This window comes from Janthinobacterium sp. TND4EL3, from assembly GCF_900156175.1.
Taxonomy (GTDB): Bacteria; Pseudomonadota; Gammaproteobacteria; order Burkholderiales; family Burkholderiaceae_D; genus Janthinobacterium.
Genome location: NZ_FTMV01000011.1, coordinates 1 through 13,211, shown reverse-complemented (window position 1 = coordinate 13,211; position 13,211 = coordinate 1). Strand labels below are relative to the sequence as shown.

12 protein-coding genes are annotated in these 13,211 nt (G+C 62.2%); 3 read left to right on the top strand and 9 right to left on the bottom strand.

The genetic code is table 11. The features are described 5' to 3' along the window. Positions 1-67 precede the first annotated feature (67 nt). The 3 genes from BXA07_RS17155 to BXA07_RS17145 all read left to right on the top strand — a co-directional run bounded on the left by BXA07_RS17155 (position 68) and on the right by BXA07_RS17145 (position 4,077). Positions 68-760 (top strand): gluconate 2-dehydrogenase subunit 3 family protein, encoded by a 693-nt coding sequence (locus BXA07_RS17155; protein WP_076569262.1) that lies wholly within the window; start codon positions 68-70, stop codon positions 758-760. A 144-nt stretch (positions 761-904) separates the two neighbouring features. After that, on the top strand, positions 905-2,665 hold the full coding sequence (locus tag BXA07_RS17150) for a GMC family oxidoreductase (protein ID WP_076569261.1): 1,761 nt from the start codon (positions 905-907) through the stop codon (positions 2,663-2,665). Positions 2,666-2,679: 14 nt separating this feature from the next. Next, a complete protein-coding gene (locus tag BXA07_RS17145; protein ID WP_076569533.1) occupies positions 2,680-4,077 on the top strand; it encodes a cytochrome c in 1,398 nt (465 codons plus the stop codon). A 71-nt stretch (positions 4,078-4,148) separates the two neighbouring features. On the opposite strand, the gene BXA07_RS17140 is transcribed toward BXA07_RS17145, so the two are convergent. The 9 genes from BXA07_RS17140 to BXA07_RS17100 all read right to left on the bottom strand — a co-directional run bounded on the left by BXA07_RS17140 (position 4,149) and on the right by BXA07_RS17100 (position 12,817). Continuing rightward, positions 4,149-5,294: a D-alanyl-D-alanine carboxypeptidase family protein gene (locus BXA07_RS17140; RefSeq protein WP_076569259.1), complete on the bottom strand. Its 1,146-nt coding sequence runs from the start codon at positions 5,292-5,294 to the stop codon at positions 4,149-4,151. Positions 5,295-5,407: 113 nt separating this feature from the next. After that, positions 5,408-6,061, bottom strand: coding sequence for an alpha/beta hydrolase (locus tag BXA07_RS17135; RefSeq protein ID WP_076569530.1), 654 nt, complete (start codon positions 6,059-6,061; stop codon positions 5,408-5,410). Positions 6,062-6,096: 35 nt separating this feature from the next. Continuing rightward, positions 6,097-6,414: a (2Fe-2S) ferredoxin domain-containing protein gene (locus BXA07_RS17130; RefSeq protein WP_034781335.1), complete on the bottom strand. Its 318-nt coding sequence runs from the start codon at positions 6,412-6,414 to the stop codon at positions 6,097-6,099. 40 nt (positions 6,415-6,454) lie between these two features. Continuing rightward, positions 6,455-7,642, bottom strand: coding sequence for a VanZ family protein (locus BXA07_RS17125; protein ID WP_076569257.1), 1,188 nt, complete (start codon positions 7,640-7,642; stop codon positions 6,455-6,457). Continuing rightward, positions 7,639-8,253: an ABC-type transport auxiliary lipoprotein family protein gene (locus tag BXA07_RS17120; protein WP_076569254.1), complete on the bottom strand. Its 615-nt coding sequence runs from the start codon at positions 8,251-8,253 to the stop codon at positions 7,639-7,641. Before BXA07_RS17120 ends, BXA07_RS17125 begins: the two co-directional genes overlap by 4 nt. 12 nt (positions 8,254-8,265) lie before the next feature. Then, a complete protein-coding gene (locus BXA07_RS17115; protein ID WP_076569251.1) occupies positions 8,266-9,225 on the bottom strand; it encodes an MlaD family protein in 960 nt (319 codons plus the stop codon). Then, on the bottom strand, positions 9,225-10,118 hold the full coding sequence (locus BXA07_RS17110; RefSeq protein ID WP_076569249.1) for an ABC transporter ATP-binding protein: 894 nt from the start codon (positions 10,116-10,118) through the stop codon (positions 9,225-9,227). Before BXA07_RS17110 ends, BXA07_RS17115 begins: the two co-directional genes overlap by 1 nt. Next, complete coding sequence (locus BXA07_RS17105; RefSeq protein ID WP_076569247.1) at positions 10,118-11,251, bottom strand: MlaE family ABC transporter permease; 1,134 nt, start codon at positions 11,249-11,251, stop codon at positions 10,118-10,120. Before BXA07_RS17105 ends, BXA07_RS17110 begins: the two co-directional genes overlap by 1 nt. 57 nt (positions 11,252-11,308) lie before the next feature. Next, the gene (locus BXA07_RS17100) at positions 11,309-12,817 is read right to left on the bottom strand and encodes a B12-binding domain-containing radical SAM protein (RefSeq protein ID WP_076569245.1); all 1,509 of its coding nucleotides are present in this window, start codon (positions 12,815-12,817) and stop codon (positions 11,309-11,311) included. Between the last annotated feature and the right edge of the window lie 394 nt (positions 12,818-13,211).

The following is a 13,211-nucleotide window of genomic DNA, read 5'->3' as shown; positions in this document are numbered from 1 at the left end:
TGCCCGCATTTTCTTTCTGACTCCCACATCCATCACTGTGGCGGCTCGCGCCGCCTGAGGAAAACCTATGAAAATCATCGGGATTTCGCCCCATCGGCGTAACTTCCTGCGCAAGGCCGTCGGCGCCGCGCCTGCCGTGGCCTTGCTGGCCGGCGCCGGCGGCGGCCTGGCCATGGCCGTCTCCAAGGACCAGCCTGCCTATAAACCGCGCTTCTTCGACGCCACCGAATGGGCCACCTTGACGGCACTGGTCGACAGGCTGATTCCCGCCGACGGCGAAGGGCCGGGCGCGCTGGAAGCGGGCGCGCATGAATTCATCGATGCGCAGATGAACACGCCTTACGCGTATGGTGCGTTGTGGTACATGCAGGGACCGTTCGTGCCCTCGATTGAACAGTTCGGCTACCAGTTCCACATGGCGCCGCGCGAGCTGTACCAGAGCGCCCTGGCCGGCGTGAATGCGGCCGTGCACAAGCAGTCCGGCAAGCCTTTCGTCCAGCTGAACGCGGCCGAGCGCGATGCCGTCATCACGCAATTGCAAAAGGGCACCCTGGACATCGGCGCAGTGCCATCGAAAGTCTTCTTCAACCAGTTGCTGCAAAACACGCGCGAAGGCTATTTTTGCGACCCCGTGCATGGCGGCAACAAGGACATGCTGGCCTGGAAGATGGTGGGCTTTCCCGGCGCGCGCGCCGACTACATGGACTGGGTGGAGCAGTATGGCAAGAAATACCCGTTGCCTCCAGTATCCATCGCCTGAAAACGTCCATGGCGGCGTTGCACTGCCTGGTCGTACTAGCGTACTGCCTGCGGCAATGCGCCTTGCCCTGAATCTTTTCAGTTATTCGTAGCAGATCAAAGAAAAAGAAAAACCATCATGAGTGATATCAAACCCGATGTAACAATGAAGCCTGTCGATGCCGTGATTGTGGGCTTCGGCTGGACCGGCGCCATCATGGCCAAGGAATTGACGGAAGCGGGCCTGAACGTGGTTGCGCTGGAACGCGGCGAGTACCGCGACACCTATCCCGACGGCGCCTATCCGAAGACCCTCGACGAGCTGACCTATATCCAGCGCAGCAAGCTGTTCCAGGACATGTCGAAAAGCACGTTCACCTTCCGCCACAGCATCACGGGCGTGGCCGTCCCCTACCGCCAGATCGGCGCCTTCAAGCCCGGCACGGGCGTGGGCGGCGCGGGCTTGCACTGGTCGGGCATGCACTGGCGCGTCCTGCCGGAAGAACTGCAGATCCGCAGCCATTACGAACGCCGCTACGGCAAGAAATTCATTCCCGAAGGCATGACGATCCAGGACTTTGGCGTGACTTACGCCGAGCTGGAGCCGCACTTCGATTTCGTCGAAAAAGTCTTCGGCACCTCGGGCCAGGCGTACAAGGTCAATGGCATCGTCGTCGGCGACGGCAATGTGTTCGAGGGCGACCGCTCCGACAATTACGCGCTGGCGCCGCAAAAAGTGCCGTACACGGCAGAACTGTTCCGCCGCGCGGCCAAGGCCGTCGGCTACCACCCCTTCGTCAACGCCTCGTCGAACGCGTCCGGCCCGTACACGAATCCGTATGGCTGCCAGATGGGCCCGTGCAACTTCTGCGGTTTCTGCTCCGGCTACGCCTGCTATAACTATTCGAAGGCTTCTCCCAACGTCAACATCATGCCGGCCCTGCGCATGGTGGCCAATTTTGAATTGCGCGCCAACTGCAACGTCGTGCGCATCAACCTCGACGGCAGCAAAAAACGCGCCACGGGCGTGACGTATATCAATGCGGATGGCAAGGCCGTCGAGCAACCTGCCGAGCTGGTCATCGCCAGCGCCTTTGCCTACAACAATGCGCACCTGTTCCTGCTGTCGGGCATCGGCCAGCCGTATGACCCGGTCAGCAACGAGGGCGTGGTGGGGCGCAATATCGCCTACCAGATGATGTCCACCATCCAGACTTTCTTCAAGGAAGACACGAACACGAACCCCTTCATCGGCGCCGGCGGCACCGGCGTCGCGCTCGATGACTGGAATGGCGACAACTTCGACCATGGCCCGCTGGGCTTCGTGGGTGGCTCGCCCGCCTGGTGCAACCCGGCCGGCTCGAAGCCGATCTCGGGTATCGCCACGCCGGACGGCACGCCCGCCTGGGGCGCGGCCTGGAAGAAGGCCGTCAAGAAGAGCTATCTGAACACGGTATCGTTCGATTGCCATGGCGCCAACATGACTTACCGCGACTGCTATGTCGACCTCGACCCGACCTACACGGACAAGTATGGCCAGCAATTGCTGCGCTTTACCTTCGACTGGAAGGAAAACGACATCAAGATGAGCCGTTTCGTCACCGACAAGATGATGAAGGTGGCCGAGGCCATGAACCCGGAGTCGATCAAGGTGTCCGTCAAGAGCGTGGGCGACCACCTGGACTTGCGCAACTACCAGACCACGCACTGGGCGGGCGGCACGGCCATGGGCGCGGACCGCAAGACCAGCGTCGTCAACCGCTACCTGCAAAGCTGGGACGTGCACAACGTGTTTGCCGTCGGCTCCAGCGTGTTCCCGGTCGGCATCGGCTACAACCCGACGGGCCTGGCCTGCGCGCTGACCTACTGGTCGGCCAAGGCCATCCGCGAGCAATACCTGCAAGATCCCCGTCCCCTGGTCGCTTGATAAAGAACAAGAAGATGAACAACACATTCAGCCATACCGTGGGCGCGCTGCTGCTGGCGCTCGCTTCAAGTACTGCCTGGTCTGCCACTACGGCCACCGCCACCACCCCGAACGCCCAGCTGATACGCCAGGGCGAATACCTGGCCCGCGCCGGCGACTGCATCGCCTGCCACACGGCCGGCACGCAGGGCAAACCGTTCGCGGGCGGCCTGGGCATGGATACGCCGATCGGCAAGGTGTATTCCACCAACATCACGCCCGATAAAAAGGCCGGCATCGGCGACTGGAGCTTTGCCGATTTCGACAAGCTGATGCGCACCGGCGTGACGAAACACGGCTACACCGTGTATCCGGCCATGCCGTATCCCTCGTATTCGCGCCTGAGCGAAGCGGACATGCAGGCCCTGTACGCCTACTTCATGCACGGCGTGAAGGCGGACCCGACGCCGAACAAGGCGGCCGACATCCCGTGGCCATTGTCGATGCGCTTCCCGCTGACCATCTGGCGCTGGGCGTTTGCCCCCACGCCGCAGCCGTACAAGGTGCCGGCCACCGGTGACGCGCAATTGCTGCGCGGCGCCTACCTGGTGCAAGGCCTGGGCCACTGCGGCGCCTGCCACACGGCGCGCGGCGTGGGCATGCAGGAAAAATCGCTGACGGATGCGGGCAATACCACCTTCCTGGCGGGCGGCGGCGTGATCGACGGCTGGTCCGTGCCCTCGTTGCGCAATGAACATGGCGGCGGCCTGGCGCGCTGGAGCGCGGCCGAGATCGCCGAATTCCTGAAAACGGGCCGCAACAGCCATACGGCCTCGTTTGGCGCCATGAACGACGTGGTGGCCCATTCCATGCAGCACATGACGGATGGCGACCTGGCGGCGATGGCGAAATACCTGAAATCCCTGCCGCCGTCGAACCCGGCCATGCCCGCCTTCGTGGCTGATGACAAGCTGGGCAAGCAATTGTTCAGCGGCATCGTCAATTCCCAGGGCGCGCAACTGTACCTGGACCGCTGCGCCGGTTGCCACCGTTCCGACGGCAAGGGCTACGACAAGGCTTTTCCTGCGCTGGCCGGCAACGCCGTGCTGCAGACGAACGATCCGACCTCGGCCATCAACATCGTGCTGTCGGGCGGCGCCGTGCCGGCCACGCGCACGGCGCCGTCGGCGCTGACGATGGCGCCGTATGCCGACATCTTCAATGATGAGCAGACCGCGCAGGTAGTGACCTTCATCCAGACCAGCTGGGGCAACCGCGGCACACCGGTGACGGCGGCGCAGGTGGCCAAGGTGCGCAAGGTGGCCGTGCCGGTGGCAGCGTCGCAGACGGAAGCGACGTTTGCGGCAGGCCGCCCCGGCACTTTCCCGCCCGTGCCGCGCCAGCCGCACCTGAAGGATGCGCCGGCGAAGTAGTTTGACGTAGCGTAAGACGAAAAAAATGCCCGCAGCTGCTGCGGGCATTTTTTATGGAGAGTGCTGACGGCTTATTTCATCCACAGACGCATCGAATCCCAGGCGCGGCCGAAGATCGTGGCCTGGTTGATGGTTTCCAGCGCCACGACAGGCAGTTCCAGCAGGACCTTGTCGTCGACCATCATTTTCAGCTTGCCGACCGGGGCGTTTTCGGCCAGCGGCGCGACCAGCGGGTCCTTGCGTTCCAGCACAGGTTTCATCTTGGCCGCCGTGCCTTTTGGTACGGTGACGAGCACGTCGCGGGCGAAACCGATTTTCACGGTGCCTTTCGAGCCTTTCCACACTTCCGGCGTGGCCACGGCCTGGCCTTTCGAGTACAGCTTGACCGTATCGAAGTTCTGGAAGCCCCAGTTCAGCAGCTTCTGGCTTTCCTGCGTGCGTGCCTGGTCGGACGAGGTACCCAGCATGACGGAGATCAAACGGCGCTCGCCCGTGCCGCCTGGACGGCGGGCCGAGGCGATCATGCAATAGCCGGCCGCTTCCGTGTGGCCCGTCTTCATGCCATCGACGGTTGGGTCCAGCCACAGCAGGCGGTTGCGGTTAGGCTGGGTAATCTTGTTGTAGGTAAAACTCTTGATGGAGTCGATTTTATAGAATTCAGGATAGTCGGCGATCACGCGCTGGGCCAGCACGGACAGATCTTGTGCCGTGGAAAAATTATCGGGGCTGGGCAAGCCGTGTGGATTGGCAAAACGCGTGTTTTTCATCCCCATGCGCTGGGCTTCGCGGTTCATCAGCACGACGAACGTGCCTTCGTCGCCGGCAACGGCTTCGGCCAGCGCCACGGCGGCGTCGTTACCCGATTGAATCATCAGGCCATGCAGCAAGTCGTCGATCGAGACGGGCGTGGCCGGGTCGATGAACATCTTCGAGCTGCTCGAATCGACTTTCCATGCGCGCACGGACACGTTTACTTTCTGGTCCAGCGCCAGTTTCTTTTCGCGGATGGCGGCAAACGTCAGGTAGGCCGTCATGATCTTGGTCAACGATGCCGGCTCGATGCGGGCGTCCGGATCTTGCGAAGCAATGATCTGGCCACTGGTGGCGTCGAGCAGCAGCCAGGATTTGGCGGCGATGCTCGGTGCAGGAACGTGCTGGGCGTGGGCGGCGGATAGGAAAAGTACACTGGAGGCCAGTGCCGCTAAAAGTTTTTTCATGGAGGCTGGTCTGCGAAAAAGATGAAGGCTGAGGGCCACGCAGTTGCTGCGTACGTGGCCGCGTGGAAAAAACGGATCAATTATAGCCGTGGAGGCGCTAGTAAGCCCACACTTCAATGATCATCTGCTGCTATTGCGGGTTTGTCACCATGCCACAGCGCAATCACGAGATTCTTGATGTGGTTGAGCTTGCGGTGGAAAAAGTGGTCGGCGCCGGGGATCACGATCACGGGGATGTCTTGTGGACGGGCCCAGTCGAAGACGGCGGACAGGGGAATCGTGTCGTCCAGTTCGCCGTGGATCAAGATGGTGTCGGCCGGGATGTCGGCCATGGCCCACTTGCCAGCCGCGCTGCCGATCAGCGCCAGGCGCTCGGCCGGCGTGCCGGCGGCGGCCAGGCGCTCCTGCAGTTTGGACTGCACGAAGGTGCCGAACGAGAAACCGGACAGGGCCACGGGCAAGCCCGGATACAGGCCGACCATGTGTTCATACAGCAATTGCATGTCGTCCGTCTCGCCCACGCCATGGTCGTGTACGCCTTCGGAAGCGCCCACGCCGCGGAAGTTGATGCGCGCCACCACGTAACCGAGGGCGACAAAGGCGCGCGCCAGGGTTTGCGTGACCTTGTTATCCATCGTGCCGCCGTACAGCGGGTGTGGATGGGCAACGAGGGCGATACCGCGCGGAGTATCTGCTGGGAAATCGAGCAAGCCTTCCATGCTGCCCGCATGGCCGGCGAGGGTAAATTTTTCCGAGTTTCTGTTCATGATGCTCATACTGGTGGCTATCTCTTAAATTGGCATTAAATCTTGAGGCGCTCGACTATTTTTCCGCCCACCAGGTGCGTATCGATGATTTCGTCGATATCGCTGGTGTCGACATAGGTGTACCAGGTCGCTTCCGGGTAGATGACCAGCAGCGGGCCTTCCTCGCAGCGGTCCATGCAGCCGGCCTGGTTGATGCGGATCTTGCCCGCGCCATTCATGTCGAGTTCCTTGATGCGGCGCTTGCAATGCTTTTGCGCCGCTTCCGCGCCATGGTCGCCGCAGCTGTTGCGGCCATCTTCACGTTTGTTCATGCAGAAAAAAACGTGGCGTTCAAAATACGGTGCGTCGCTCATACTGATCTCCTGCTGATTCATCAATGCGCCATGATAGCGCTTATGGGTGGTCTTCGCGACGCTGGCGCTGCACGTCGTCCTGCCGATTCAGGCGGTGCGAGGGCAGGCACAGGAACCACAGGGCCATGAAAGGCCACAGCAAGGCGAGAAATTGCGCCGCGCCGTTAAAGTTGAGGAACTTGCCCTGTACCCAGCCTTGCAAGGTTGACATGAAGTACGGGTTGATCGGCGTCGTATTCACCATCACCAGGCTCAGCAGCAAGGTGGCGGCCGCGATGCGGCGCTGCGCCACGTGCGGCGCGAACGCCAGGCCGCCCAGCATGATCAGGCCGATCAAAAAGCCGCCCTGGGCGCCCGGCGTGATCCAGACGAAGGCGTTTTGCGGCGAAAACAGCAGCGCGCTGGCCATCGAGCGCACGACCAGGGCGGCGGCGATCAGGGCCAGCATGAGGATGGCGCGCGGCGCGGCGCGGCGCAGCAGGCACAGCAAGGTGAGCACGGCGCCCGTCATGCCGCAAGCCGTGATGATGGTTTCCGATAGCCAGTATTGCTCGACTGTTAATACCGCATCGGGTCGCAGGTAGGCGGCCAGGTCGATGTCCATGCCCATCAGGGTAGAGGCCCAGTCCGACAGGATGGGCAGCAGCTGGCCCAGGCCGAACAGATAGCCTTGCGGATAGATTTGCGCCAGCGGCCACAGCGCCACCAGTACCAGGCCCTGGCTGGCGTGCTGGGCAAACCAGCGCTGGCGCAAGCGGTACAAATGGCTATGGTCGAGCAGTTTGCGCGCCGTCAAGGCGCCGATGATGGAGCCGATGCAGCAGCCGGCCGCATTCGTATAAAAGTCGAGGTTCGACGAGACGCGGCTGGGCAGATAGGTTTGCACGGCTTCCATGCTGCCGGAAATCAGCATGCCGCACAGGCTGGCGACGATGACGGCAAAAAATCCCGTGACTCTTGGAAACAGCGAATACACGATCAGCGCGCCGAGCGGGATGTAGCCGACGACGTTGACGCCCACGTCAAAGCCCGTCCAGTAACGGGGCATGCGCGTGTTTTCCAGGAAGGTCAGCGGCGACAGGCCATTGCTGTGCCAGCCCGTGAACGGGAACCAGCTGGCGTAGACGATCAGGAAGACGTAGGCGAGCAGGGTCGCGCGCGACACGGGCGAGGAACGGACGGGCGGCAGCGGCGCCGCCGGGCTGGCAGGGGTTGCGGGGTCGGTCATTCTTTCGGGATATTCAGCGTGCCCAGCCAGGTGAGCAGGTCGGCGGCGATGGCGTCCGAGGCGGCCGCCAGCGCCTGCGCACCCCCTTGCGCGTCGGCGCTGCCGGCCGGTCCGCTGCGGCTGAAGGTTTTCTGGTCGATCAGGCGGTGGCCGCGGAACAGCGAGGCGCGCAGCGATACATGGCCGCTGCTTTGCGTCTGCGTGTCAAATGCTTGCGAAAAATCATCGACGTCGATGCGCAGCAGCGGGATGCCGGCGGCCGCGTCCGTGGTCGACAGCACTTTCACGCCGCTCTGCGCCACGCGCGTCTTCAGGCGCTGGCTCAGCAGTTGCAGCGGCGGCGTGTTCCAGCGGTTGTAGGCGTAGGGCCGCGATTGCTGCGCGTCCGCGTACAGCAGCCGGTAATACATGCGCTGGCTGTCGAGCCAGGAAGGGCCGTTGGCGTCGGCGATCACCAGCACGGGCACGGTGGGCGTGGCGGCCGGTGCGGCCGCCTGCGGCGCGGCCGGGCCGAAATCATAGAAAGTGGGCACGGGGCCGCGCGTGGCGCAGCCGCCCAGCAGGAAGGCGCCGGCGGCGATGAGTGCGGTAAAGTGGCGAGGAATAGGCATGCGGTGTTCTCCTTATTTGCCGGGCGCCGAAAAACCGGGCTCGCCCGGGCCGGGCGGAATGTCTGGGGCGCCGAACAGGATGCTCTGCGGCTGTTCATTGAGCGTGCTCATGGTGGATTTCAGGGCGCGCATCGAGGAGCGCGCCTCGCCGCTCAGTTCGATTACCTGCGGCAAGACTTCCAGCGACACGCCGTTGGCCACCGTTTCCACGGAGTGGCCGACCCGGTCGACCGTGCCATTGACCTTGTCGAGCACGCCGCCGGGCGCCTGGATGTCGTTGCCGAGCTTTTTCCACGTGGCCGTCAAGTCCGACACGTTCTTGCTGGCCGTACTGACGGCCGTCAAGGTTTGCCGGGTTTGTTCCGTCAGTTGCGGCAATTGCGTCAGGGTCGGTTCCAGCTGCTGCGGAATGGCGCCAAAGGCCTTGGCTGCCTTGCCCACTTCATTGAAGGCGCCCAGCATGGCGGCCTGGTTTTCCGGGCTGAGCAGGTTGTTGACTTTATTGGTGATCTGCTCGGCCTGGTCGAGGATGCGCTTGCCCCGTTTTTCCAGCTGGTCCAGCAAGCCGGCGCGCAGGGGGATCAGCGACGGCTTGTCCTTGCTGGTGCCCAGCAGTTTCGAACCGACATGCTCGTCATCGAGCTGGATGTAGGCGATGCCCGTCACGCCCTGGTAGCCCAGGGTGGCAAAGGTGGTGTTGGTGACGGGCGTGTCCGGCGCCACGCTGATGTGCACGAGGATTTGCCCCGCCTTTTGCGTGTCGAAATCGATGGCGTCCACCTTGCCCACTTCCAGGCCCCGGTAGCGCACGGTCGCCTGCGGGTTCAGGCCCGGCACGGACAGGGTGGTGGCGAGCAGGTAGGGCACCCGTTCCACGCGGTCGCGGTTGAACCAGACGCCGAACAGGATGGCGGCCACCAGCAGGGTCAAGGTAAAAAATCCCGTCATCAGGGCATGTGATCTGTTTTCCATTACTTTTCCGCTTTCTTGTCAGTGCCGGCGTCGTCGCCTGGCTGTGCGGCCTTGGCTGCCGCCTGTTTTTCATCGAGGACGGCCAGTGCGCGCTTGCCGCGGTCGCCAAGGAAAAATTGCTTGATGAATGGGTGGTCCACTTCGATCACCTCGCGCGTGGGGCCGATGGCGATCACGTGCTTTTCCGCCAGCACGGCGATGCGCGTGGACAGGGCGAACAAAGTGTCGAGGTCATGCGTGACCATGACGACCGTCAAGCCCAGTTCGCGGTGCAGCGACTGGATCAGGGCGACAAAACTTTCCGACAGGTCCGGGTCCAGGCCTGCCGTCGGCTCGTCGAGGAACAGCAGTTTCGGTTCCAGCGCCAGGGCGCGCGCCAGCGCCACGCGCTTGATCATGCCGCCAGACAAGTCCGACGGCATTTTCAGCGCATGTTCCGGGCCCAGGCCCACCATGTTCATCTTTAATAGTACCGCGTCGTGGATCAGGGCTTCGGGCAGCACGCGCAATTCGCGCATGGGCTGGGCCACGTTGTCGAACACGGTCAGGGCCGAATACAGGGCGCCTTGCTGGAACAGCATGCCCCAGTGGTTGCGCAATTGCTGCAGCTGGTCGGAACTTGCCTTGTTGATATCCTCGCCAAAGACTTTGACGCAGCCGCGCGCCGGATGTTCCAGGCCCAGCATCTGGCGCAGCAGCACCGTCTTTCCCGTGCCGGAGCCGCCCACGATGGAGAGGATTTCGCCCCGTTCGATTTCCAGGTTCAAGTCCTGGTGCACGACGGTGCGGCCGAACTTGGTCCACAGATTGGTGATTTCCACCACGGGCGCGCTGCCATGCAGGTTGAACTGGCCCTCGCCCGCCGTGCAGGCCTTATCGGTGTCGTTCGCCATCAGTAGCCCACTCCATTGAAGACGATGGCGAACACGGCGTCGGCCAGGATCACCACGGTGATGGCCGTGACGACGGCGGTGGTGGTGCCGCGCCCCAGGCTTTCCGTGTTGGCCTTGATGCGCAGGCCGAAGTGGCAGGAGACGAGGGCGATCAGCATGCCGAAGATCACGCCCTTGCCCAGGCCGATCATGTAGTTGGCCAGCGGCACGGCATCGGGCAGCTTCTGGATGAAGTAGCGCGCCGACAGATTCAATTCCACCTTGGCCGCCACCATGCCGCCGATCAGCGCGGCCGTATCCGTCCAGATGACGAGCAGGGGCATGGAAATGGCCAGGGCCAGCACTTTCGGCATGATCAGGCGGAAACCGTGTGAAATGCCCATCACCAGCATGGCGTCGAGCTCTTCCGTGACGCGCATGACGCCCAGCTGGGCCGTGATGGACGAGCCGGAGCGGCCCGCCACGAGAATGGCGGCCAACAGCGGCCCCAGTTCGCGGATCACGCTCATGCCCAGCAGGTTGACCAGGTAGATGTCGCCGCCAAAGGCGCGCAGCTGCTGCGCCGACAGATAGGACAGCACGACGCCGATCAGGAAGCCGACCAGGGCCGTGATGCCCAGCGCCTGGAAGCCCGCATGGAAGATATTGGCGGAAATTTCACGCCATGGCCCGCGCATGGGATGGCGCGCGAAGCGGCCGATATCCTGCGTCACCTGGCCGACCAGGGCAATAAAGCCCTTCAAATGTTCGAAAAACAGCAAAATGGCCATGCCCAGCTTCATCACGGGCGTGAGGCGGTTGGCGCGCGAAGGCGGCGCTTCCAGCGGGCCCGTTGCTTCGATACGCCGGAAAAACTCTTCCAACGATGGCGCCAGGGTCAGCTGCGCGGGGCGCCGCTTGCCCCAGGCATTCCAGAACAGCTGGGCGCCGATATGGTCCATGCTGTCGATGGCCGACAAGTCCCAGTGGGCATTGGCGCCGCTCTGCAGGGGCTTGAGCTGGGCCTCGATGGCCTTGATGGCATTGTCATGCGCCAGCGCATGCACCTGCCAGGTGCCGCTGGCAGTGACGACGGCTCCCTGTTGGGAGCTGGTCTGGGAGAGGGTCAGTTTCGGCGATTGTACAGTCGGCATCGTGCCAGTTTAAGGGAGAATGGCGCAGACCGCCACCGATGTTCAATCGCCGCCCCCTCAGGACGCCAGGTGGCGCGCCTGCCGCTGGGGCAGGGCGACGTCCGGGCGCACCTTGCTTGTTTCGGCCGGTTTGGCGTGCGCGGCCGCCTGCGCGCCGCCCGCATAATCGCTGGCCACGAGGGCATTGGCCTCGACCGCGCTCATGCCGCGCGTCTGCAGCCATTGCGCCACCAGCTTGGCCAGGCGTTCCATGGCGATGCGGTGGGTGGCGTCCGTGTGGGCGTACAGCCAGTTCGAAAAGTCCATGAAGTTTTCAAACGGCGCGTCACCGAGCATCCATTGCACCGTATTGGCGAAGCGGCCCGAATTGGCCACCAGGTCCCAGTAGCGGGCGAAGCGCACGAGGCGCTGCATGCTCATGAAATCGAGCTGCTTATTGGCCAGGATGGTGTACGGCGGATGCGGGTCGAACACCATGCCGAAATTCTCCGTGTGGCGGATGATGGGTGTGCCGCGCAGCCGCTTCAAGATGCCGAACTGGATTTCATGCGGTTTCAGGGCCACCAGCTTGTTGAAGCCGGCCGCAAAGCTCGCTTCATCCTCGCCCGGCAAGCCGGCGATCAAGTCCACGTGCAGGTGGGCGTTTGATTCTTCGCAAAGCCAGCGGATGTTATCGGCCGCCTTTTGATTATCCTGCTTGCGGCTGACCAGCGATTGCACGTCCGGATTGAAACTCTGGATGCCGATCTCGAACTGCAGCGCGCCGGGGGGGAATTTGCTGATGCCTTCTTTCAAGGCATCGGGCAGGTGGTCGGGCACCAGTTCGAAATGGGCGTAGATGGGATCGTTGGGATTGGCTTCGATCTTATCGAGAAAGAACTGCATGATCTTCAGACTGGTCTTGATGTTCAGGTTGAAGGTGCGGTCGACGAATTTGAACAGGCGGGCACCGCGCGCATGCAGGGACTCCATCTCGGCCAGGAAGTTCTCCAGGGCAAAGGGCCAGGCTGTCTTGTCCAGCGCCGACAGGCAGAATTCGCACTTGAACGGGCAGCCGCGCGACGCTTCCACGTAAATCGTGCGGTGGCGGATATCGTCGTCTGTATACAAGGAGTAGGGCAGCTGCAGCTCCGCCAGCGGCGCCTGCACGCCCGCATGGATCTTCATCAGCGGTTTCGGGCCGTTGAGGATTTCGCCGCACAGCTTGGGGAAGGTGACGTCGCCCCAGCCCGTGATCAGGTAGTCGGCCAGCCTGACGATTTCCTGCTCGCCCGCCTCATGCGACACTTCCGGCCCGCCCAGCACGATGATGACCTCGGGCGCCACGCGCTTGAGCATGGCCACCAGTTTCGTCGTTTCCTCGACGTTCCATATATAGACGCCAAAACCGATGATACGGGGCTTGTTGACGAGGATGCGTTCGACCAGTTCCGTCGTCTTGGTGCCGATGACGAATTCCTGCAGCCGTGTCTGTGCCTGCAGCGGTCCCATATTGGCCAGCAAATAGCGCAAGCCCAGGGAAGCGTGGGTGTAGCGGGCGTTCAGGGTGGAGAGCAGGATGGTCATGACGGGTGCGATTCGGGGAAAACAGCCATTTTACGCTGCGCACGACGATTTATCGGGATAAAGCTTGCTTAGTAGCACGGATTTGGCTATAGTTCGCCTCCCCAATGAGACGCAGCGGTTTTAGCGAAACAAAGGGCGCCGGAAACGGCAAAAAAGAAGGAGTTGACGGATGTAGTGAAATGCTTCATACTCTTCCTTCTTCGCAGCTGACAAACACAACGCTTTGTCGATAGCGCGAAAGTAGCACCGAATACAGTTCTTTAACAATTAACAGTCGATAAGTGTGGACATTTGATGTAAGTGCAGCAGCGATCTTCGGATTGCTGTAATACTTAAAATATCAAATGTTCACGAAGAAATAAATGAAATAGGACGCTTCGCAAGAAGTGGCCTG

What these genes read in the sequence shown, in the direction of transcription:
- BXA07_RS17155 (WP_076569262.1), top strand. Translation starts at nt 68, where the DNA reads ATGAAAATCATCGGGATTTCGCCCCATCGGCGTAACTTCCTGCGCAAG.
- BXA07_RS17150 (WP_076569261.1), top strand. Translation starts at nt 905, where the DNA reads ATGAAGCCTGTCGATGCCGTGATTGTGGGCTTCGGCTGGACCGGCGCC.
- BXA07_RS17145 (WP_076569533.1), top strand. Translation starts at nt 2,680, where the DNA reads ATGAACAACACATTCAGCCATACCGTGGGCGCGCTGCTGCTGGCGCTC.
- BXA07_RS17140 (WP_076569259.1), bottom strand. Translation starts at nt 5,294, where the DNA reads ATGAAAAAACTTTTAGCGGCACTGGCCTCCAGTGTACTTTTCCTATCC.
- BXA07_RS17135 (WP_076569530.1), bottom strand. Translation starts at nt 6,061, where the DNA reads ATGAACAGAAACTCGGAAAAATTTACCCTCGCCGGCCATGCGGGCAGC.
- BXA07_RS17130 (WP_034781335.1), bottom strand. Translation starts at nt 6,414, where the DNA reads ATGAGCGACGCACCGTATTTTGAACGCCACGTTTTTTTCTGCATGAAC.
- BXA07_RS17125 (WP_076569257.1), bottom strand. Translation starts at nt 7,642, where the DNA reads ATGACCGACCCCGCAACCCCTGCCAGCCCGGCGGCGCCGCTGCCGCCC.
- BXA07_RS17120 (WP_076569254.1), bottom strand. Translation starts at nt 8,253, where the DNA reads ATGCCTATTCCTCGCCACTTTACCGCACTCATCGCCGCCGGCGCCTTC.
- BXA07_RS17115 (WP_076569251.1), bottom strand. Translation starts at nt 9,225, where the DNA reads ATGGAAAACAGATCACATGCCCTGATGACGGGATTTTTTACCTTGACC.
- BXA07_RS17110 (WP_076569249.1), bottom strand. Translation starts at nt 10,118, where the DNA reads ATGGCGAACGACACCGATAAGGCCTGCACGGCGGGCGAGGGCCAGTTC.
- BXA07_RS17105 (WP_076569247.1), bottom strand. Translation starts at nt 11,251, where the DNA reads ATGCCGACTGTACAATCGCCGAAACTGACCCTCTCCCAGACCAGCTCC.
- BXA07_RS17100 (WP_076569245.1), bottom strand. Translation starts at nt 12,817, where the DNA reads ATGACCATCCTGCTCTCCACCCTGAACGCCCGCTACACCCACGCTTCC.